Consider the following 19,122-nt stretch of genomic DNA (forward strand, 5'->3'; position numbering starts at 1 on the left):
GCTTGTCGAAGGGGCCTCCTTTCTGCATGGCGCGGTGATGACTCGTTTTCGGCTCGGTACGCGCGGTTCGCCGCTCGCTCTCACCCAGGCGGGCATGGTGCGCGATGCACTGTGCGCGGCGCATGGCTGGTCGCCCGAGATGGTGGAGATCGTCGTGATCCGCACCACCGGCGACCGCGTGCAGGATCGCGCGCTGGCGGAGATCGGCGGCAAGGCGCTGTGGACCAAGGAACTCGATCGCGCGCTCCATGACGGCGATATCGACGGCGCGGTGCATTCGATGAAGGACGTCGAGACGATCCGGCCCGGCACGTTGAGGATCGCGGCGATGCTGCCCCGTGCCGATGTACGCGACCGGCTGATCGGCGCGGAAACGCTCGCCGATCTGCGACCGGGCGCGGTGGTGGGCACGAGTTCGCCGCGGCGGCGCGCGCAGATGCTGCGGCTGCGGCCCGACCTGGAGATCGTGCTGATCCGCGGCAACGTCGACACGCGGCTCGGCCGGGTGGCGAGCGGCGAAATGGACGCGACGTTGCTGGCGGCGGCGGGGCTCGACCGACTGGGTCGCGACGACGGCCACGCGATCCCGACCGACGTGATGCTGCCGGCACCGGCACAAGGCGCGGTCGGGGTCGAGGTGCTCGCCGGGAGCGCGGCCGGCGAGATCGTCGCGGCGATCGACCACCCTGATACGAGTGCGTGCGTGCTGACCGAGCGCGCGTTGCTCGCGCGGCTGGGGGCGGATTGTCATTCTCCGGTCGCGGCGTTGGCGTCGCTCGCGGGCGAGACGCTGACGTTGCGCGCCGAGCTGATCGCCGAGGACGGCGCGTGCGATGTCGACGGATCGATCGAGGGGACGGTCGACGACGATCTGGGGACGGCGCTCGCTGAGGACCTGCTCGCGCGCGCGCCGGCCAGCGTTCGGCGATTGTTCGCCGCGTGAAGCCCGTCGTGGTGCTGCGGCCGGAACCCGGCAATACGCGCACCGCGACATCCTTGCGCGCGCTTGGGCTGGAGGTGCGGCAGGTTCCGCTGTTCGGGGTCGTGCCGGTCGACTGGACGCCGCCCGATCCTGCCGGGTTCGACGGGCTGTTGCTGACCAGCGCGAACGCGGTGCGGCATGGCGGCGCCGGGCTGGACGCGTTCAAGCGGTTGCCGGTCGTCGCGGTCGGTGCCGCGACCGCGGAAGCGGCGACGAAGGCCGGGTTCGCGGTCGCGGTGACCGGGACGGACGACGCGCGGGCGGTGGTGGCGGACGCGCGCGACCGCGGCTTTTCGCGGCTGCTCCACCTCGCCGGACGCGACCGGCGCGAGACCGGCGACGGCGTCGCGGCGATCACCGTCTATGCGAGCGACACCATGCCGCTCGGCTCCGAGGTTGCGCGATCGTTCGAGGATGCGATCGTCCTGGTCCATTCGGTGCGCGCCGCGGAACGGCTGGCCGAGCTGGTCGATGCGGCGGGTACGGCGCGCCGGGGGATCGCGCTCGTTGCCATCAGTCAGGCGGTTGGCGACGCGGCGGGGCACGGTTGGCAAGACGTGACGATCGCCCCGCAACCGACAGATTCGGCGGTCGTCGCACTCGCTGCTGCGCACGCGAACACGCGCGCGATTGACCAGCGCGCGCGCGGCGGGGATAAGCACGCCATGAGCGACTACGTGCCGACCGATCGCCCACGGGCACGCGGACCCAAAATGGGTGTGATCCTTGCCCTTGTCGGCCTTGCGTTCGTCGCGGGGCTGGGCCTGATGGGCTATGCCGCCAAGCGGCTGCCGTGGTTCGGCGGGCATGCGACGACCGCCGGGGCGACGACCGCCGCGCAGAAGGCGGCGGCGGGCAGTTCGGGGTATATCCCATCGCAACCGCTCGGCCCGAACGGCGAGCCGCAGGCCCCAGCCCCGATCGATACCGCCGTGCTCGCGACGCGCGAGGCGACGCTGGCGGCGCAATTGACCGCGCTGGAGACGCGCACCGCGACGATCGCCACCGACGCGTCCGCCGCCGCCGGCCAGGCGACGCGCGCGGAAGGCCTGCTGGTCGCGTTCGCCGCCCGCCGTGCGCTCGATCGCGGCGTGACGCTCGGCTATCTCGAGGAGCAGTTGCGGTTGCGGTTCGGCCAGGCGCAACCGCGCGCGACGACCACGCTGATCCAGGCGGCGCGCCAGCCGGTAACGCTCGAGGACCTGCGCCAAGGGCTCGATACGATCGCGCCGGACATTACGTCGACCACCGGCGACGGCTGGCTCGACACGATCCAGCACCAGATCGATTCGCTGGTCGTGCTGCGCAAGGCCGGCACGCCGTCGACGATGCCCGCCGATCGGCTCGCCCGCGTCCGGCGTCTGCTCGAAGCGGGCCAGGTCGAAGCGGCCCGCGCGGAAGTCGCACGGCTGCCCGGCGCGAACCAGGCGAGCAACTGGATGGAAGCGGCGGGCCGCTACGTCCAGGCGCGGCATGCGCTCGACGTAATCGAGAACGCCGCGCTGATCGGTCAAGCCGGGCAACCCCAGCCCGCGCCGGTGGTAATGCCCTCGGCCGTGACCGAGACATCGACGGTGACCGACGAAAGCGCGGGATCGCAGGCTGCCGTGCCGAAGCCGGCCGGGCAAGCTACGGGCCAGTAACGACGGGCGAGTTCAAATACTGTCGACGATGCTATCGCAGCGTACCGCGCATGATGTTGCCACTGGTGATCTTATCGAGTTCCGCAGCTGGCAGCATGGGGCACGAATGCTGCGACACTTCGGTGAAGAGATATGGATCGCTGATGGGCCGACAGTGTCCGTCGCGGGCTTCGCCTATCCCACGCGGATGATCGTCATCCGGCTGTCCGATGGCGCATTATTCGTCTGGTCGCGCGCGCCACTATCCATCGAGCTTCGTGTCGCCATCAATCGCTTGGGGTCGGTCCGTCACATCGTTGCTCCGAATACCTTGCATCATATGTTCGTTGGCGAGTGGCAAACGGCGTACCCGGCAGCACTATCATATGCGGTGACGGCGCTGCGCACCAAGCGGCCGGACTTGAAGTGGGATCGTGACCTTGAGGACGTGCCCGAAGCGGCATGGGCGAGCGAGATCGATCAGGTCGTCGTGGGAGGAAATAGGATCACGACCGAGGTCGTGTTCTTCCATCACCAAAGTCGAACAGCGATCTTTACCGATCTTATCCACCACTTTGAGCCCGGTTGGTTTGGAGGATGGCGAGGCATCGTCGCAAAGCTCGATCTGCTTACCGCGATCAGGCCAACCGTTCCCCGGAAATTTCGAATGACGTTTCGCGATCGGAGCGGCGCTCGAAATGCGGTGCAGCGTATCATGGACTGGCCCACGGTGGCGGTGCTGACGGCACAAGGCGCGCCGATCCCGCATGACGGTCGCGATGCAATTGCCCATGCTTTCGAGTGGTTGCTCCGCAAATAGCGCCTTTTACCGATAAGGATTAGATTGCCCAATAAGGATCAGATTTGGTTTTCACGCTTACCAGCGAGTGGCTATTGGCAGAGCTTGATGACTGACCAGCAGTTCTACGGTAGCCAAGCAGAAAATCGTAGATCGTCAGCCTGGATCAACGGGACCTGCGAGACGCTTCGTTGGAGGTAGATCAAGCAATGTTCAGTCGAGTAATTGCCATTTTCCTAATGGCGACGACAGCGCCATCGGCCGCAATTGATCGTGCTGTTGAACGTGCATCCAACGGCGAGATGACGGCCATTTTCAACGCGAACCAGACAGCGCGACAAGACCCGAACATCGATGGGGCGCTCGAGGCGGCACCACCCGCGAGACGGTTCGAAACTACGTTGCGACCGGTAAAGTGCGCTGCCATCGCCGGGGCGGACATGCTTCTCAGTCGCTCAAATCTTCGCTGGATCGTGGTCGGCGAAATGCACGGCACCCGTGAAACACCGGAGATCTTTGGTGATCTCGCATGCCTGGCCTCGTCGTCCCATCCGGTAACCGTCGCAGTCGAGCAGACGACAGTTGATCAGGCGGCTATCGACGATTTCATCGGGTCCAGCGGCGATGCAGCGGCAACATCACGGTTCCTAACGAGCAGACTATGGACCCAGCCCATGAAGGACGGCAGATCCAGCGAGGCATACTTCCACCTTTTCCAAAGATTACGCGCGCTGCGGGCGGCGGGGCAGATCACCAGCGTCGTTGCTTTCCAGCCTTTGTACAATCCCGGCCCCGCCGGATTTAAGGCTGGCGACTACGAGAATGCACTCGCCTCGTCACTGGTGAGCAGAGCAGGACAGAACGCGCGCGTGCTCGTCTTGGTCGGGAACATGCATGCGATGCGAACGGCGCCAGCCTGGGCCAAGTCAGCCTATCTGCCAATGGCCGGCTATCTTCCCGCCGAAACCAGCATCAGTCTCGATGCGAGATGGAATGGAGGATCATATTGGGCCTGTCCGTCGGACACCAGTTGCGGTCCGCAAACTGCGGCTTCGTCAGGACCGACGCCGGCTCGTGGGATAATTTTGGACGGTCCCGGTAGACCTTATGATGGCGCACTGAACCTTGGTGTCCGGGTGACAGCCTCACCGCCGCAACCTCAGGCCGCGACCGGACGAGTCCTAAAGCCATAACGAGCTTGTTTTGCTCCGCCCCGGTGCGATTGGAACGGCCAAGCCTTCGCGTAAGCGACGAGTAACGTGAAAGCGCCCGTGACCGTTGCACAAACGACCTTTCGCAAAGAGCCGCTTTCCTGAAACCTGTTTCCGAACATCGAACGGGCGGTCTTGGCCTATTCGATCCCGACGCCGACGCTATCCAGCATCGCGCAGCGCGACGTATGCGTAGCCGATCATCACCACGCACGCTGCGCCCGCGACGAGATAGGGTAGCGAGTGTTGCGCCTCGTACAGGCCGACGCCGATCGACGGGCCCAACACGAAGCTGGCGCCGTTGATCGACGTCACCTTGCCGGCGACCGAGCCTTGCGCGTTCGCGCCTACCGCCAATGACGCGCCGGCGGTGAAGCCCGGGCGCGTGAAGCCGAAGCCAAGGCTGGCCAGCGCGTAGGCAGTCGCGATCGTGTAGAGCGACGTCGCGATTCCGGTCAGCGCGGTGCCCGCCGCCGCCAGGACCAGTCCGGTCAGCACGAGTTGGCGCGGCGTCATGTTGAGACGCGGGATGATGCCCCATTGCGCGAGCAGTGCGGCGCCCGCGCCCATCATCAAGACGATGCCGGTCGGCTCGAGCGCGAGGGCAGGGGCGAGGTGGAGGCGGTCGATCACGAGGAAGCCGATCGCCTGGCCCGTCATTGCCTGTGCGTGGCCCATCACCAGCCCGGCGATCATCCACGCGCGGATGCGGCGATCGGTGTAGCCGACATGCTCGACATGCGATCCGGTGGCGGCGGCGACCGAGGCGCCGGTCGGGGCGCCGCCGATCGAGGGGTAGGCCGAACTCGCGCCGTGCGTCTCGTGCGGGGCGACGATCTTGTCGTCGGGCAGCATCCGCCGCACCGTGATCCACACCGCCACGCCGAACACCGCGAACAGGAACGCCGGGCCCGCCAGGCCGATCTCGACTCCGCCGATCGAGCCGAGGATCAGGTACGGCGCGATCGCGGGTCCCAGGATGGTGCCGAGCCCGAACGCCGAGGCGAGCAAGGTCAGCGCCTTGGTCCGTTCCTCGCGCGTCGTCTCGCCGGCGACGAGCGCCTGCACCGCGGGCGGAGCGGCCGCGCCGAACGTGCCGTAGATCAGCCGCCCGCCGATGAAGCACAGGAAAGCGGTCGTGCCGCCGATCCAGGCATTGATCCCCGCCAGCAGGAACACGCCGCACAGCGTGAGCGAGACGCTGAACCCGCCGACGCCGAGCAGGATCATCGCGCGCCGGCCGTGCCGGTCCGATCGGTTCGCCCAGAACGGCGCTGCGATCACCCATAGCAGCGCCGAGACCGAGAACGCCGCCGCCACCGCGCTGTCGGCGACGCCGAGCGACCGCCCGAGCGCGGGCAGCACCGACTGCAACGCGGTGTTCCCCGCCGCGATCGTCAGCATCACGAGGAACATCAGCGCGAAACGCCGGTCGATCTTCGGGCCGTCCGTCGAGGCTTCGGTCATGACCGCGTCCAGGCATAGGCGCGTTCGACCCGGGTCACGGTCACCGAATAGCCGTCGTACCAGAGTGCCCGCCCGCGCGCGCGAATCGCGGTGTGCTCGGGATGGTCGCGCCAGGCGATCGCCGCGGCGTCGTCGGCCCAATAGCTGACCGTGATCCCCATGCCGTCCGCTTCGCGTGCGCTGACGACGCCGCGATAGCCGGGCTGTGCTGCGGCCAGCGCGTCCATCGCCGCCGCCGCCTCGCCATAGCCGGCGACGTCTGCGCCGTTACGGATCGACGTGAAAATAACCGCAATCTGGCCTGTACGATCGTCGTTCATGATCCGTGCTTAAGCGATGCGGTACGCTTGGCAAGCTAAGGGACAAGCCAGGGGTTGAGGTCACGGCAGGGCGGACGGAACCGCCTGGCGCGGCACGACTTCGCCTTCGGTTCGTCGCCCGATGCAACCCGCGGCCTTGAAACGCGTTCGGAATTCGTGCGACGGGAGGGCCAAAGCCTCGCCAGCGTGCGGGACCCCTGACCGTAAGGAATGCGATGCCCAGTTCGACCACCGCCACCCGGCGTGCGCGCAGCCGCCCTGCAGGCGTGCCGTCCCCGTGGCAGATGTTCTTTTCGGGGTTCCTGAAGCACCCCGTCATGGTCGGCTCGATCGTGCCGTCGTCGGACAAGCTGATTCGGAAAATGCTGGGGCCGGTCGACTGGGCGAACTGCAAGCTGTTCGTCGAATACGGCCCGGGCGTCGGTACGTTCTGCCGGCCGATCCTCGACCGGATGGCGCCCGATGCGACGCTGATCGTGATCGATACCAATCCGGAATTCATCCAGTATCTGCGTCACACGATCACCGATCCGCGGTTCGTCGCGGTGCTGGGCTCGGCAGACGCGGTCGAGACGATCGTCGCCGACCACGGCTTCGAGAAGGCGGATTACGTGCTGTCGGGGCTGCCGTTCTCGACGCTGCCGGCTGGCATCGGCCCGGCGATCGCGGCCGCGACGCATTCGGTCCTGCGCATCGGTGGCGCATTCCTGGTCTATCAGTTCTCGCCCAAGGTGAAGGACTTCCTGACGCCGCATTTCGAGTCGATCGATCACGACATGGAGTGGTGGAACGTGCCGCCCGCGCAACTGTACTGGGCGTGGAAGGCCTGACGCAGGCGCGGCCACGCCCGCGCCGATGCGCAAGCAGCGTCAGGCCCGGCCGGCGGTTCGGCTAGAACTAGCCGAACCCGTCCGACGGCGGCTTTGCCGGCGGCGCTGATGTGGTCCAAGTAGGACCCAGGGGCGCTAACGCTGTTCTGTTTGGCTCTGGATCCTGACTTTCGTCAGGATGGCGGAAGGGGGGTGAAGTCCTTGCCCCCCCTACTCGTCGATCCCGAAGTTCAGCCCGCGCGACAGGCTCGGGTCCACCACCGCGACCAGGAAATACGCACCGAGCTGTTTCAGGCGCTGCACCCAGCCGGTGTTCGCCTTGTACAGCGCCGCGGTCACCTCGACCGACTTCGCCACCTCGCCATCGACATAGCGCCGGACATGGCCCGCGAATGCCGCATCCTCGATCCGCAGCATCAGCTCCATGTTGATGAACAGGCTGCGCATGTCGAAGTTCGCCGAGCCGATATGGACGACGTCGTCGATCACGTAGAGCTTCGTATGCAGCTTGGTCGGCTGATATTCGAACAGGCGCACGCCCTTGCGCAACAGCCCGGCATAGGTGAACCGCGCCGCGGCGATCGTCGCGTTGTTGTCCGATTTGCTCGCGGTGACGACGCGGACCCCGGCGTTGCGACGGCCGGCGTGATCGAGCCGCCGCAGCAGCGCAGGGCTCGGCGTGAAATAGCCCGCGATGACGTCGATCCGCCGGCCACGCCGCATGTCGTCGCGGACCGCGCGCGCCCAGGGCGACAGCTTTCGCGTCGGTCCGCCGATCAGCCAGCGCGTCGGTCCTTGAGTCTCGCTCCACTTCGCCAACGCTGCCGTCAGGTGTCGCAGCTTGCCTTTGGGCTCGTGGATCCACTCCTTCAACGCATCGAAATAGCCCGCCAGTCGACTCGCCGCGGGTCCCTCGACCAGCAAGCCCAGGTCGCGCCACGCCTGCTCGGCGGCGGTGCCGAAATAATCGTCCTCGATGTTGAAGCCGCCGATGATGATCCGCGTCTCGTCGGCCAGCGCGAGCTTCTGGTGGTTGCGGAGCAGGTAGCGTCGGCCGAACCGGGCGGAGAACCGGCAGACCGACACGTTGGCGGCTTCGAGCGGTTCGAAGAAGGCGTGCGACGCGTCGTCGCTGCCGAACCCGTCGACGATCAGCGATACGTCGACGCCCCGATGGGCAGCTGCGATCAGCGCGGCGTTGACGCGCTTGCCCGAGTCATCGTCGGCGTAGATGTAGTAGAGCACGCGCAACGTGCGCTCGGCGCCGTCGATCAGCGCGAGCACCGCATCGAGCCGCCGGGGGCCGGTGTCGAGCAGCGTCAGGCGGTTGCCATCGACGGTGAAGCGCGGTTGTTCGGCGGGATCGTCCATTCCGCGCGTGATGGACATGGGGGGCGTCGGTGGCAACCCGCGGGCGCGTCCCCCGCATTTCTTGACTTTGCGGGGCATCACCCGTAGGCGACGCATTCTCATTCTATCGTTGTTACGAAGGAAGCCGCATGGCGCGCGTTACCGTCGAGGATTGTGTCGACAAGATCCCCAACCGGTTCGACCTGGTGTTGTTCGCGGCCCAGCGTGCGCGCCAGATCTCGGGCGGCGCCGAACTGACGCTCGAGCGCGACCGCGACAAGAACCCGGTCGTCGCGCTGCGCGAGATCGCCGACGAGAACGTCAAGCCGGCGCATCTCAAGGAACAGGTCATCCAGGGCCTGCAGAAGGTTCGCGTCGACGACGACGATGAGGTCGACGCAGTCGGCAGCCTGTCGGCATCGGCCGAGGCGCTTCGTCTCACCGCAGCAGCGCCGCCGCGGAACCAGAATCTGGGTGCCGATTACGAGGGCTGATCGGCTCTTGGGTTTGGTATTTGAAAAGACCCGCGGCACGCCGAGTGCCGCGGGTCTTTTCGTATCTGGTGGCGTGATGGCGACCACTAACCCCGCTCGTCATCCTGACGAAAGTCAGGACCCAGGGTTACGAACGATGACGCCTGTGGCTCTGGGTCCTGACTTTCGTCAGGATGACGGAGGCAGAGGTGGTGCCAGTTGGTGCGCCGTCGGCAAAGCCGTCGTCGGACGGTTCGGCTTAGCCGAACGCCGGCCGTGCCGGGCGCTGCCCGCTATTGCGGGCGTCGGCGCGGGCGTGGCCGCGCCTGCGCCCGTCAGTCAAACAGGCTCGACACTGACGTCTCGTCGGCGATCCGCTTGATCGCCTCGCCGAGCAGCGGCGCGATCTGGAGGTGGCGGATCTTGCCGTGCGCGCCCTTGATCACGTCATGGTTGCCGATCGAGTCGGTGATCACGAGTTCGCGCAGTTCCGAGCCCTCGACGCGCGCGACCGCGCCGCCCGACAACACACCGTGCGTGACATAGGCGACGACGTCCTCCGCGCCCGCTTCCTTCAGCGCCGCCGCCGCGTTGCACAGCGTGCCCGCCGAATCGACGATATCGTCGACCAGAATGCAGAAGCGTCCTTCGACCTCGCCGATGATGTTCATCACCTCGGACTCGCCCGCGCGCTCGCGGCGCTTGTCGACGATCGCGAGCGGCGCGTTGTCGAGCCGCTTGGCGAGAACGCGCGCACGGACCACGCCGCCGACGTCGGGCGACACGACCATCAGGTTCTTGCCCTTGAACCGCGCGAGGATATCCGCGGACATCACCGGCGCCGCGTAAAGATTGTCGGTCGGGATATCGAAGAAGCCCTGGATCTGGCCCGCATGCAGGTCGACCGACAGCACGCGGTTCGCGCCCGCGACGGTGATCAGGTTGGCGACCAGCTTGGCCGAGATCGGCGTGCGCGGACCCGGCTTCCGGTCCTGTCGCGCGTAACCCATGTACGGGATCACCGCGGTGATGCGGCGTGCCGACGCACGCTTGAGCGCGTCGATCATGATCAGCAATTCCATGAGATTGTCGTTGGCGGGGTAGCCGGTCGACTGGATCACGAACACGTCCTCGCCGCGGACGTTCTCGTTGATCTCGACGAAGACCTCCTCGTCCGCGAAGCGCCGTACGCTGACGTCGGTCAGCGGCGTTTCGAGATAGGCGGCGATCTCCTGCGCGAGAGGCAGGTTCGAATTGCCGGTCATCAGTTTCATGAAAGTCTTCCCCGCTCGATCACGCGCACCCCTTAGGCGTACGAATCGTGTGGTGGAAGGGTTTGCCCGACGACGCACGCCCACTAGAGCGGCGAGATGACCGTGATCACCCGTTTCGCCCCCTCGCCCACCGGCCAGCTGCATGTCGGCAACATCCGCACCGCGCTCCACAACTGGATGTTCGCGCGCGCGCAGGGCGGGAAGTTCGTGCTGCGGATCGACGATACCGATCCCGAACGCAGCGAAGAGCGCTTCGTCGAGGCGATCCGCGCGGATCTCGACTGGCTCGGGATGACGCCCGACGCGGAGGAGCGGCAGTCGGCGCGGTTCGCGCTGTACGAGGCGCGGTTCGCGGCGCTGGTCGCGAGCGGGCATGTGTATCCCGCGTACGAGACGTCGCAGGAACTCGATCTGAAGCGGAAGATCCAGGCCGGGCGTGGGTTGCCGCCGATCTATGATCGCGCCGCGCTCGCACTCGATGAGGACGCGCGGGCGAAGCTGGAGGCAGACGGCGTGCAGCCGCACTGGCGGTTCAAGCTCGATCACGACTCGGCGATCGCGTGGGACGACCTGATCCGCGGCGCCGCGCATTTCGAGGCGAAGACGATGAGCGATCCGGTCATCCGCCGCGCGGACGGATCGTGGCTGTATATGCTTCCGTCGGCGATCGACGATGCCGAGATGGGGGTTACGCATGTCGTGCGCGGCGAGGATCACGTGTCGAACACCGCACTCCAGTTGCAGATGTTTGCCGCGCTCGGCGTCGCGCCGCCGCGGTTCGCGCACGAGGCGTTGCTGACCGGTGCGGAGGGGAAACTGTCGAAGCGGCTCGGTTCGCTCGGCGTCGATCATTTCCGCGAGGTCGGAATCGAGCCACAGGCGGTGCGTGCGCTACTCGCGCGGATCGGGACGAGCGATCCGGTCGAACCGATCGCCGACGCGGCGCCGCTGATCGCGGGGTTCGACTTTGCCCGGTTTGGGCGCGCGCCGGCGCGGTTCGACGAGGCGGAACTGGCGGCGCTGAACGCGCGGATTTTGCATGCGCTGCCGTATGAGGCGGTGGCCGCGCGGTTGCCCGAGGGCATGGATGTGGCGGCTTGGGAGGCGGTGCGGCCGAACCTCGTGACGCTGGCGCATGCGGCGGACTGGTGGGGTGTGATCGAGGGGCCGGTTGCGGTCGAGGGTGAAGTGGAGGTCGAGTATCTCGATCAGGCGTTGGCGGCGGCTGGCGAGATCGACTGGTCGAGCGATCCTTGGCACGCGCTGACGGCGCGGTTGAAGGCGGAGACGGGGCGCAAGGGCAAGGCTTTGTTCCTGCCACTGCGGCGCGCGCTGACCGGGCGCGATCATGGGCCGGACATGGCGGCGCTGCTACCGCTGATCGGGCGCGAGCGGGCGCTGGAGCGGTTGGCGGCGCGCTGAGCTGGCGTCCCCGATAGTTCGGTCCCTGAGAAAGCATGTTCTCCCGCGAAGGCGGGAGTCCAGTCTGGGCTCCCGCCTTCGCGGGAGAACACGGAAGGGCGGGCTGCGGTCGATCCGTCGGCTTCAGACTATACTTTGCCAGCAATCACCCTGCCGGCGGTTGGAATAAGTAACGCACCACACCCTAAGCACCACCCCGGCGAAGGCCGGGGCCCAATTGGGGGACGTCGCGAACGGGCGCCGCGCTTCATTATTCCAACCTTTCCAATTGGGCCCCGGCCTTCGCCGGGGTGGTGCGCGCGGCCGAGGAATGTGACCCCCAGCGCAGTACGATGGGATGGCCGAGCCGATTGGGGCCGACCGGCAGACATCGCCCGAGAGCGGCAAAACGAGGTCAGCTTACCTCGCCCCAGCACCCCTCCTCCAAACTCCTTGCCCTTGAAATGTAATGATGTACCATCCCAAAACGGCGGTACCTATCTCGCCGCCATCCTCGAGGAGAAGCGAAGGAGACGGTAATGTACGCGGATCGACTGAACCGGGCGGGCGGATTCAATCCCGGGAGCCTTGGCGTCGCGCTGGCGATCAACTGCGCAGTCATTGGAGCCTTGTTCTTCGCAGCGCCTAACGTGCTGCCGTTCGTGCCCGACAAGCCGCTCGTTACCTATGTGCCGTACACCCCGCCGCCGCCGCCCGAGCCAACCCCGCCCGCCGATCCGCTGATCCGCCAGCAACCGCGGCCGGCCCCGCGTCCCGACGCACCGATCCCGCAGGTACCAACGCAGACGGAGACCGGCTTCACGGTTGCCCCCGATCCGCTCCCCTACTCGCCGCCGATCGGGGTCGAAGGCGCTGGAACCGGGACCGTCGCGGTCGATCCGCCAAAGCCGGCGCCGCTGTTCGTCCAGCCCGGCATCGACCCGCGCTATGCCGCCGACTTCCAGCCGAGTTACCCGTCCGAGGAACGCCGCGCCGAACGCGAGGGCAAGGTCGTCGTGCGCGTGCTGGTCGGCGTCGATGGTCGCGTGAAGCAGGTCGAGCGGGTCAGCGCGACCACCGACGCGTTCTACCGCGCGACGTTCGACCGCGCGCTGGCGAAATGGCGGTTCAAGCCGGCAACGCGCGACGGCGTTCCGGTCGAGGCGTGGCGATCGATGGCGCTGACGTTCGTGCTCCAGAACTAAAGCTTGCGAGGCGCGGGGCTGGCCTAGCCGGCTCCGCCCCCCTATCTTGGCGCGCATGGGCTTTTTCAGTCGTTTCACGCCGATCGTCGCCTATCGCGACCTGCGGCTCTTCCTCAGCCAGCGCCGGCCGTACGAACTCATCTTTCTCGTGGCGGCACTCTGCGTCACCAGCTTCCTGATCTACGCGTTCATGAAGGACTCGTACGTCGAGAAGGAATACCGCCCGAAGATCATCTACGTCGAGCAATGGCCCGCGGATCGCACCGACGCGCAGATCATCGCGCAGCAGAAGATCGACGCGCCGATCAAGGCCAAGGCGCTCGCCGAGCAGAAGGCGCGCGAGGACGCGCAGCGCGCGTCGTTCAAGCGGCTGGACGACAAGCTGAAGGCCATGGGCATCTGACCCAGGCGGACGCGCGCTGGATGGGCGCCGCGCTGGCACTGGCCGAGCGCGGCCGAGGACGGACTGCGCCCAACCCCAGTGTCGGCTGCGTGATCGTGCGCGAAGACCGCGTGGTCGGGCGCGGCTGGACGCAGGTCGGCGGACGTCCGCATGCCGAAGCTATGGCGCTGGCCGAGGCTGGTGCGGAAGCGCGAGGGGCTACGGCTTACGTGACGCTGGAGCCGTGCGCGCATAAGTCCCCGCGTGGGCCAGCGTGTAGCGACTTGCTGATCGAGGCCGGCGTTGCGGGTCTCGTTGCCGCCCTCGAAGACCCTGACGCACGAACGGCAGGCCAGGGTTTTGCTCGGCTGGAGACCGCTGGCATCGCGGTGACGCGCAGTGTTCGTGCGAACGAAGCCAGACGTTCGATGGCCGGCTTTCTCACCCGGCAGGCGCTCGGCCGTCCGCATGTTACCCTGAAGCTGGCCACCTCGCTCGACGGCTGTATCGCGATGGCGGACGGGTCGAGTCGCTGGATCACCGGTCCGCAAGCGCGCGCGCATGCCCATCTCGAGCGGAGTCGGCACGAAGCGATCCTCGTCGGCCGCGGCACGTATGATGCTGATGCGCCGCGACTCGACGTGCGGTTACCGGGGCTGGAAGAACGCGGACCATTGCGCGTGCTTTTATCCTCGACTGTCCGAAACGTGCCCGGCTGGACCGTCATCGCCGAGGCGCACGCCATCGCCACGCTCCTAAGCGTCGACCATATCCTCGTCGAAGGCGGCGCGGCCGTAGCGTCGGCGTTCCTCGCGGCCGATCTGGTCGACCGACTCCTTCTCTACCGCGCCCCGATTCTTATCGGCGGTGGCAAGCCCGCACTGCGCGACATCGGCCTCACCGACCTGAGCGAAGCGCATGGCCGCTGGGCAATCGTCGATGCGCGGCAACTTGGCATGGACCGGCTCGAGGTCTACGAGCGCGAACGAAACGAGGCATAATGTTCACCGGAATCATCACCGACATCGGCACTGTCGTGCGCGTGGAGTCGCCCGGCGACACGCGCATCGTCGTCCGCACCGCCTACGATACCGAGACCGTCGATCTCGGCGCATCGATCTCGTGCTCGGGCGTCTGCCTGACCGTCGTCGACAAGGGCACCGATGCCCAGGGAGGCTGGTTCGCGGTCGACGTCTCGGGCGAGACGATCAGCCGCACCGCCAAGGATCAGTGGACCGAAGGGCGCCAGTTCAACCTCGAACGTGCGATGAAGCTCGGCGACGAACTCGGCGGCCATATCGTCACGGGCCATGTCGATGGCCTCGGCACCGTCGTGGCTGTGAGCGAGGACGGCGGCTCGCACCGCGTCACGATCCGCGCCGGCGCCGACATCGCCCCCTTCATCGCCACCAAGGGCTCAGTGACGATCGACGGCGTGTCGCTGACCGTCAACAGCGTTCGCGACATCGACGGACAGGTCGAATTCGGCCTCAACATCATCCCGCATACCTGGAGCGTCACCACGCTCGGAACGATCCACGTGGAACAATCGGTCAACATCGAGATCGACGTCCTCGCCCGCTACCTCCAAAGAATGGAGCATTACCGTGCCGCTGCCCGCTGACCGCACCGCTGAACTGTCGCGCCTGAAGCACGGCTATCTGTCGAGCCCCGAAGAGATCATCGACGAGGCGCGCAACGGCCGGATGTTCATCCTGGTCGATGACGAGGATCGCGAGAACGAGGGCGACCTCGTCATCCCAGCGCAGATGGCGACCCCGGAGAAGATCAACTTCATGGCGAAGTTCGGTCGCGGCCTGATCTGCCTCGCGCTGACCAGGGAGCGGACCGAGGAGCTAGGGCTCGAGCTGATGAGCCGCAACAACGGCACGCGGCACGAAACCGCGTTCACCGTGTCGATCGAGGCGCTCGAAGGCGTCACGACGGGCATCTCGGCCGCCGATCGCGCGCGCACCATCGCGGTCGCGGTCGATGCGACCAAGGGCAAGCCGGACATCGTCACTCCCGGCCACGTCTTCCCGCTGGTCGCGCGCGACGGCGGCGTGCTGATCCGCGCGGGTCACACCGAGGCGGCGGTCGATGTCGCGCGGCTCGCCGGGCTCAACCCCTCGGGCGTGATCTGCGAGATCATGAACGAGGACGGCACGATGGCGCGGATGGACGACCTCGTCACCTTCGCGCAGTTCCACAACGTCAAGATCGGCACGATCCGCGACCTGATCGCCTATCGCCGCCGCCACGACCACCTCGTCGAGAAGCGCGCGGAGGCCAAGTTCACCTCCGAATGGGGCGGCGACTGGAGCGCGCTGACGTTCTGGAACAAGGCGACCGGCACCGAGCAGGTCGCGCTCGTGAAGGGCAAGATCGACCCCGCCAAGCCGACGCTCGTCCGCATGCATGCGCTGTCGCCGTTCGCGGATATCTTCGGCGAATCGGGCGATCGCGGCCGGATCCTCGCACGCTCGATGCAGATGATCGCCGACGAGGGCGCCGGCGTGATCGTCGTGATCAACCGTCCGCGCAGCAACACCTTCACCTCCGCGGTGATGAAGAAGGCCGGCGCGGAGATCACCCCGGACATGGAGGAACTGCGCGACTACGGCGTCGGCGCGATGATCCTGACCGAGCTCGGCGTCCACGACATGGTGCTGATCACCAACACGCATCACACGCTGGTCGGCCTCGACGGCTACGGCCTGTCGATCGTCGGCGAGCGCCCGATCGCGTCTCTGAACACGGAAAAGAGCAACTGATGGCGCATCTCCTCATCGTCGAAGCCCGGTTCTACGATCACCTCAACGACCTGCTGGTCGAAGGTGCGAAGGCCGCGATCGAAGCCGCCGGCCACACCCATGAGACGATCACCGTACCGGGCGCGCTCGAAGTGCCCGGCGCGATCGCGCTGGCGGCTGAGAGCGAGACGTTCGACGCCTATGTCGCGCTGGGCGTCGTGATCCGCGGCGAGACCTATCATTTCGAGATCGTCGCGGGCGAGAGCGCACGCGGGATCATGCAGCTGACGATGGACGGCCTGGCGATCGGCAACGGCATCCTGACCACCGAGAACGAAGCGCAGGCACTCACGCGCGCAAAGCCCACCGAAGGCGACAAGGGCGGCGGCGCAGCCAACGCGGCGCTGGCGATGCTGGCGCTCAAGGACCGCTTCATCGCATGACCGCGCCGGTGCTCCTGACGGAGCGCCTGCTGCTCCGGCCCTTGGGACCGGAGGATGCCGAGGCGTGGTATGCGTTCCACGCCGATCCCGTCACGATGCGCCATCTCGGCGGCGTGCAGTCGCGCAGCGTCGCCTGGCGCGGTCTGTGCGCGATGGCGGGCGCGTGGAGCATCCGTGGCTTCTCGATGTTCGCGGTGACGCTGCGCGATACCGGCGAATGGATCGGCCGCGTCGGTCCGTGGCAACCCGAAGATTGGCCGGGTACGGAGATCGGCTGGGGACTGGCATCGCAGTTCGCCGGTCGCGGGTTCGCGCGCGAGGCCGCGTCGGCGACGATCGACTATGCGGTGGATGTGCTCGGCTGGACCGACATCATCCACACCATCGCACCCGACAACGCCGAGTCTATCGCGCTTGCGCAACGGCTCGGGTCGACCAACCGCGGCCCAACGAAACTCCCCCCGCCGCTCGAAGCGCTGCCGGTGGACGATTGGGGCCAGAGCGCCACCGACTGGCGGGCGCGGAGAGCAGGGCGTGGGTGACGTGATCAACCTGCGGCTCGTCCGGAAACAGCGGGCTCGCGAGGAGGCCTCGTCGAAGGCGGATCGGAACCGCATCCTGTTCGGGCGGACTGCGGCGGAGAAGGCGGCGGACGCTGCTGCGAAGGCCCGGACCGAGAAGACGCTCGACGGTGCACGGCGCGATGATCTCACGCCCGGCACACCTATCACCTAGCCTCACCCTTCCACGGTGAAGACGGCGACCTTGCCCTTACCCAATGCCGGAACGTCACGCCCCCCGCGCCGTTATGCCCCCGTAACAAAGGGGCTGTCATGATTTCGGATGCGAATGCGACATTGCTCGCCAAGCTCGGCTTTGCCGCGCGCGGCGTGGTCTACCTGCTGGTCGGGTGGTTCGCGGTCGACGCGGCACTCCGCGGTGGCAGGATCGCCGACAACCAGGGCGCGATCGGGTCGATCGCGGACGAGGCGTTCGGCCCAGTGCTGCTCGCGATCGTCGCCGCCGGCCTGCTCGGCTACGCGGTCTGGCGCCTGACCGAGGCGGCCGCGAATCCCGAGCAGATCGGCAGCGACGTCAAGGGCAGCCTCAAGCGGATCGGCCACGTAGTGAGCGGGATCGCGCACCTGATCCTAGCCTGGACCGCCGCGAAGCTCGCGATGAAGACCGGATCGCGCGACGCCGCCGTCTCGCCCGGCGACGAGAGCGCGCGCGACTGGACCGCGTTGCTGCTCGACCAACCGGCCGGACGCGTTCTCGTCGGCGCTGTCGCAGTGGGGATCCTCGTCGCCGCATTCCAGCAGGCGCAGAAGGCGTGGCGCGGCGACTTCATCCACGACCTGCGTGGCGACGCCCCCGCGCCGGGCTATGTCTGCACGATGGGCCGGATCGGGTACGGCGCCCGCGCACTGGTGTTCCTGATCGTTTCCGGGCTGTTCGCGCTCGCCGCCTGGACCGCGCATGCGAGCGACGCGGGCGGCGTGGCGGAGGCGCTGGAGCGGCTGCAATCGCAACCGGGCGGCAAATGGCTGCTCGCGATGACCGGGATCGGGCTGGCACTGTTCGGCGCCTACAGCCTGGTCGAGGCGCGATTCCGGCGGATCCACGTCGATCTTCCCGGTACCAACTAAAGTGAAAGATAACATATCGTTAAGCTACCTGCGCTATCGACGATGAGCATGTACACGATCACCTTCGACGTTCCGAGCAAGACGCTCACCATCGTCACCGAAGGGTTCTGGTCGGTCGCGACCACTGCGGCGTTCTCCGCCGAGCTGCTCGCGCGCGGTACGGCGGCGCGGCTGTATCATGGTCGGTTCGTCGTGCTCGCCGACCTGCGCAAGGCGGCGATCCAGCCGTTGAAGGTCGTCGATGCGCTGGAGGCGATGATGCCCAAGGCGCTCAAGGTGACGTCCGCACCGATCGCGGCGGTGGTCGCATCGCATCTGGCGAAGCTCCAGACCGAACGCTATCTGAAGGCCGAGAACTGCCGGACGTTCCTCGATATTGACGAGGCTAAGGCGTGGCTGGCCGGGGATCGTACCGCCACCTGACTCCTAGTCCTGTGGGGCCGTTTCCAGCAACGCCGCCTCGACCTCTTCGATCGTGATGCCGAACGCGCCGGCAAGCCCCGCCATCGACGCGCCGCGATCGGCGAGCGTGCGGATCCGCGCGGTGTCGACGATCGTCTTGTAGCTACGGGTATCGCGGTCGGTCTTCGATTCCTCGCCGCTGCGCGCGAGCGCGCCCGAGCGGCGGCGCTTGGAAATCTTCAACGCCTCGACATCGTTGGTCGGCGGCGCATCGAGCCGCGCCTTGATCCGCTGATCCTCCTCGATACGCCGGCTTTCGCGGGCGCGTTCGCGTTCCTGGGATTGGAGATCGCGTTGTGCGGCACGCGATTCGGATCGCTGTTCGGACGCGACAAGCCGCTCCTTCGCGCGCTGCTCGCGGCCGTTGGCCCGCTCCTCCGCGCGCTTTGCGGCACGGTCGGCGGTGCCGGGCATGAGCGGCCCCGTTCCCCTGCCGCCGCTCGGCCAGCCGTCGGTCATCACACATCCTGTCGTCACCGGTGCGCCACCAGCGACGCGG

Annotated in this window: 22 protein-coding genes; 17 read left to right on the plus strand and 5 right to left on the minus strand. The window is 67.0% G+C overall.

Annotated features, from left to right (window positions below):
* Positions 1 to 37 precede the first annotated feature (37 nt).
* The 4 genes from hemC to ASG20_RS19465 all read left to right on the plus strand — a co-directional run bounded on the left by hemC (position 38) and on the right by ASG20_RS19465 (position 4,596).
* Complete coding sequence (gene hemC, locus ASG20_RS13465; protein ID WP_056053671.1) at positions 38 to 943, plus strand: hydroxymethylbilane synthase; 906 nt, start codon at positions 38 to 40, stop codon at positions 941 to 943.
* On the plus strand, positions 940 to 2,625 hold the full coding sequence (locus ASG20_RS19935; protein WP_231420594.1) for a uroporphyrinogen-III synthase: 1,686 nt from the start codon (positions 940 to 942) through the stop codon (positions 2,623 to 2,625). The genes hemC and ASG20_RS19935 overlap by 4 nt, the downstream gene beginning before the upstream one ends.
* Positions 2,626 to 2,731: 106 nt before the next feature.
* Positions 2,732 to 3,424, plus strand: coding sequence for a DUF4336 domain-containing protein (locus ASG20_RS13475; protein WP_056053674.1), 693 nt, complete (start codon positions 2,732 to 2,734; stop codon positions 3,422 to 3,424).
* Between the two features lie 188 nt (positions 3,425 to 3,612).
* Positions 3,613 to 4,596 carry a hypothetical protein gene (locus ASG20_RS19465; RefSeq protein ID WP_156364331.1) on the plus strand — a complete coding sequence of 328 codons (984 nt, stop codon included), beginning with the start codon at positions 3,613 to 3,615 and terminating at the stop codon, positions 4,594 to 4,596.
* Positions 4,597 to 4,776: 180 nt separating this feature from the next.
* On the opposite strand, the gene ASG20_RS13480 is transcribed toward ASG20_RS19465, so the two are convergent.
* Positions 4,777 to 6,081, minus strand: a complete 1,305-nt coding sequence (locus ASG20_RS13480; RefSeq protein WP_056053677.1) for an MFS transporter — start codon at positions 6,079 to 6,081, stop codon at positions 4,777 to 4,779.
* Positions 6,078 to 6,401 (minus strand): antibiotic biosynthesis monooxygenase, encoded by a 324-nt coding sequence (locus ASG20_RS13485; RefSeq protein WP_056053679.1) that lies wholly within the window; start codon positions 6,399 to 6,401, stop codon positions 6,078 to 6,080. Before ASG20_RS13485 ends, ASG20_RS13480 begins: the two co-directional genes overlap by 4 nt.
* A gap of 215 nt (positions 6,402 to 6,616) precedes the next feature.
* Here ASG20_RS13485 and ASG20_RS13490 point away from each other — a divergent pair, with 215 nt between their 5' ends.
* Positions 6,617 to 7,231, plus strand: coding sequence for a class I SAM-dependent methyltransferase (locus ASG20_RS13490; RefSeq protein ID WP_056053681.1), 615 nt, complete (start codon positions 6,617 to 6,619; stop codon positions 7,229 to 7,231).
* A 210-nt stretch (positions 7,232 to 7,441) separates the two neighbouring features.
* Here the strand turns inward: ASG20_RS13490 and ASG20_RS13495 are convergent, their stop codons facing one another.
* Positions 7,442 to 8,602: a phospholipase D-like domain-containing protein gene (locus ASG20_RS13495; protein ID WP_056053684.1), complete on the minus strand. Its 1,161-nt coding sequence runs from the start codon at positions 8,600 to 8,602 to the stop codon at positions 7,442 to 7,444.
* 128 nt (positions 8,603 to 8,730) lie between these two features.
* Here ASG20_RS13495 and rpoZ point away from each other — a divergent pair, with 128 nt between their 5' ends.
* Positions 8,731 to 9,075: a DNA-directed RNA polymerase subunit omega gene (gene rpoZ, locus ASG20_RS13500; RefSeq protein WP_056053686.1), complete on the plus strand. Its 345-nt coding sequence runs from the start codon at positions 8,731 to 8,733 to the stop codon at positions 9,073 to 9,075.
* 314 nt (positions 9,076 to 9,389) lie between these two features.
* On the opposite strand, the gene ASG20_RS13505 is transcribed toward rpoZ, so the two are convergent.
* On the minus strand, positions 9,390 to 10,328 hold the full coding sequence (locus ASG20_RS13505; RefSeq protein ID WP_056053689.1) for a ribose-phosphate pyrophosphokinase: 939 nt from the start codon (positions 10,326 to 10,328) through the stop codon (positions 9,390 to 9,392).
* 96 nt (positions 10,329 to 10,424) lie between these two features.
* On the opposite strand from ASG20_RS13505, the gene gltX reads away from it, so the two are divergent.
* The 11 genes from gltX (at position 10,425) to ASG20_RS13560 (ending at position 18,584) form a co-directional block, all read left to right on the plus strand.
* Positions 10,425 to 11,750, plus strand: a complete 1,326-nt coding sequence (gltX, locus tag ASG20_RS13510) for a glutamate--tRNA ligase (protein ID WP_056053690.1) — start codon at positions 10,425 to 10,427, stop codon at positions 11,748 to 11,750.
* Positions 11,751 to 12,268: 518 nt separating this feature from the next.
* Entirely contained in the window at positions 12,269 to 12,934 is a 666-nt protein-coding gene (locus ASG20_RS13515) for a TonB family protein (protein WP_056053693.1), read from the plus strand.
* Positions 12,935 to 12,989: 55 nt separating this feature from the next.
* A complete protein-coding gene (locus tag ASG20_RS13520) occupies positions 12,990 to 13,337 on the plus strand; it encodes a hypothetical protein (RefSeq protein WP_056053696.1) in 348 nt (115 codons plus the stop codon).
* Between the two features lie 20 nt (positions 13,338 to 13,357).
* Entirely contained in the window at positions 13,358 to 14,317 is a 960-nt protein-coding gene (gene ribD, locus ASG20_RS13525; protein ID WP_056053699.1) for a bifunctional diaminohydroxyphosphoribosylaminopyrimidine deaminase/5-amino-6-(5-phosphoribosylamino)uracil reductase RibD, read from the plus strand.
* Positions 14,317 to 14,940, plus strand: a complete 624-nt coding sequence (locus ASG20_RS13530) for a riboflavin synthase (RefSeq protein ID WP_056053700.1) — start codon at positions 14,317 to 14,319, stop codon at positions 14,938 to 14,940. The genes ribD and ASG20_RS13530 overlap by 1 nt, the downstream gene beginning before the upstream one ends.
* Complete coding sequence (gene ribB / locus ASG20_RS13535) at positions 14,924 to 16,090, plus strand: 3,4-dihydroxy-2-butanone-4-phosphate synthase (RefSeq protein ID WP_082470973.1); 1,167 nt, start codon at positions 14,924 to 14,926, stop codon at positions 16,088 to 16,090. The genes ASG20_RS13530 and ribB overlap by 17 nt, the downstream gene beginning before the upstream one ends.
* Complete coding sequence (ribH, locus tag ASG20_RS13540; protein WP_056053704.1) at positions 16,090 to 16,512, plus strand: 6,7-dimethyl-8-ribityllumazine synthase; 423 nt, start codon at positions 16,090 to 16,092, stop codon at positions 16,510 to 16,512. The genes ribB and ribH overlap by 1 nt, the downstream gene beginning before the upstream one ends.
* The gene (locus tag ASG20_RS13545) at positions 16,509 to 17,054 is read left to right on the plus strand and encodes a GNAT family N-acetyltransferase (RefSeq protein ID WP_056053707.1); all 546 of its coding nucleotides are present in this window, start codon (positions 16,509 to 16,511) and stop codon (positions 17,052 to 17,054) included. The genes ribH and ASG20_RS13545 overlap by 4 nt, the downstream gene beginning before the upstream one ends.
* Positions 17,047 to 17,247 carry a DUF4169 family protein gene (locus ASG20_RS13550; protein ID WP_056053711.1) on the plus strand — a complete coding sequence of 67 codons (201 nt, stop codon included), beginning with the start codon at positions 17,047 to 17,049 and terminating at the stop codon, positions 17,245 to 17,247. The genes ASG20_RS13545 and ASG20_RS13550 overlap by 8 nt, the downstream gene beginning before the upstream one ends.
* A gap of 98 nt (positions 17,248 to 17,345) precedes the next feature.
* Complete coding sequence (locus ASG20_RS13555; protein ID WP_056053714.1) at positions 17,346 to 18,161, plus strand: DUF1206 domain-containing protein; 816 nt, start codon at positions 17,346 to 17,348, stop codon at positions 18,159 to 18,161.
* Positions 18,162 to 18,209: 48 nt separating this feature from the next.
* Positions 18,210 to 18,584 carry a hypothetical protein gene (locus ASG20_RS13560; protein ID WP_056053716.1) on the plus strand — a complete coding sequence of 125 codons (375 nt, stop codon included), beginning with the start codon at positions 18,210 to 18,212 and terminating at the stop codon, positions 18,582 to 18,584.
* A gap of 3 nt (positions 18,585 to 18,587) precedes the next feature.
* On the opposite strand, the gene ASG20_RS13565 is transcribed toward ASG20_RS13560, so the two are convergent.
* Positions 18,588 to 19,082: a hypothetical protein gene (locus ASG20_RS13565; RefSeq protein WP_056053719.1), complete on the minus strand. Its 495-nt coding sequence runs from the start codon at positions 19,080 to 19,082 to the stop codon at positions 18,588 to 18,590.
* Between the last annotated feature and the right edge of the window lie 40 nt (positions 19,083 to 19,122).

Source organism: Sphingomonas sp. Leaf198 (genome assembly GCF_001424005.1).
GTDB lineage: Bacteria > Pseudomonadota > Alphaproteobacteria > Sphingomonadales > Sphingomonadaceae > Sphingomonas.

What these genes read in the sequence shown, in the direction of transcription:
- ASG20_RS13495 (WP_056053684.1), bottom strand. Translation starts at nt 8,602, where the DNA reads ATGGACGATCCCGCCGAACAACCGCGCTTCACCGTCGATGGCAACCGC.
- ASG20_RS13555 (WP_056053714.1), top strand. Translation starts at nt 17,346, where the DNA reads ATGATTTCGGATGCGAATGCGACATTGCTCGCCAAGCTCGGCTTTGCC.
- ASG20_RS13545 (WP_056053707.1), top strand. Translation starts at nt 16,509, where the DNA reads ATGACCGCGCCGGTGCTCCTGACGGAGCGCCTGCTGCTCCGGCCCTTG.
- ASG20_RS13520 (WP_056053696.1), top strand. Translation starts at nt 12,990, where the DNA reads ATGGGCTTTTTCAGTCGTTTCACGCCGATCGTCGCCTATCGCGACCTG.
- rpoZ (WP_056053686.1), top strand. Translation starts at nt 8,731, where the DNA reads ATGGCGCGCGTTACCGTCGAGGATTGTGTCGACAAGATCCCCAACCGG.
- ribH (WP_056053704.1), top strand. Translation starts at nt 16,090, where the DNA reads ATGGCGCATCTCCTCATCGTCGAAGCCCGGTTCTACGATCACCTCAAC.
- ASG20_RS13530 (WP_056053700.1), top strand. Translation starts at nt 14,317, where the DNA reads ATGTTCACCGGAATCATCACCGACATCGGCACTGTCGTGCGCGTGGAG.
- ASG20_RS13560 (WP_056053716.1), top strand. Translation starts at nt 18,210, where the DNA reads ATGTACACGATCACCTTCGACGTTCCGAGCAAGACGCTCACCATCGTC.
- ASG20_RS13475 (WP_056053674.1), top strand. Translation starts at nt 2,732, where the DNA reads ATGCTGCGACACTTCGGTGAAGAGATATGGATCGCTGATGGGCCGACA.
- ASG20_RS13480 (WP_056053677.1), bottom strand. Translation starts at nt 6,081, where the DNA reads ATGACCGAAGCCTCGACGGACGGCCCGAAGATCGACCGGCGTTTCGCG.
- ASG20_RS13485 (WP_056053679.1), bottom strand. Translation starts at nt 6,401, where the DNA reads ATGAACGACGATCGTACAGGCCAGATTGCGGTTATTTTCACGTCGATC.
- ASG20_RS13515 (WP_056053693.1), top strand. Translation starts at nt 12,269, where the DNA reads ATGTACGCGGATCGACTGAACCGGGCGGGCGGATTCAATCCCGGGAGC.
- gltX (WP_056053690.1), top strand. Translation starts at nt 10,425, where the DNA reads ATGACCGTGATCACCCGTTTCGCCCCCTCGCCCACCGGCCAGCTGCAT.
- ASG20_RS13565 (WP_056053719.1), bottom strand. Translation starts at nt 19,082, where the DNA reads ATGACCGACGGCTGGCCGAGCGGCGGCAGGGGAACGGGGCCGCTCATG.
- hemC (WP_056053671.1), top strand. Translation starts at nt 38, where the DNA reads ATGACTCGTTTTCGGCTCGGTACGCGCGGTTCGCCGCTCGCTCTCACC.
- ribD (WP_056053699.1), top strand. Translation starts at nt 13,358, where the DNA reads ATGGGCGCCGCGCTGGCACTGGCCGAGCGCGGCCGAGGACGGACTGCG.
- ASG20_RS13490 (WP_056053681.1), top strand. Translation starts at nt 6,617, where the DNA reads ATGCCCAGTTCGACCACCGCCACCCGGCGTGCGCGCAGCCGCCCTGCA.
- ASG20_RS13505 (WP_056053689.1), bottom strand. Translation starts at nt 10,328, where the DNA reads ATGAAACTGATGACCGGCAATTCGAACCTGCCTCTCGCGCAGGAGATC.
- ASG20_RS19465 (WP_156364331.1), top strand. Translation starts at nt 3,613, where the DNA reads ATGTTCAGTCGAGTAATTGCCATTTTCCTAATGGCGACGACAGCGCCA.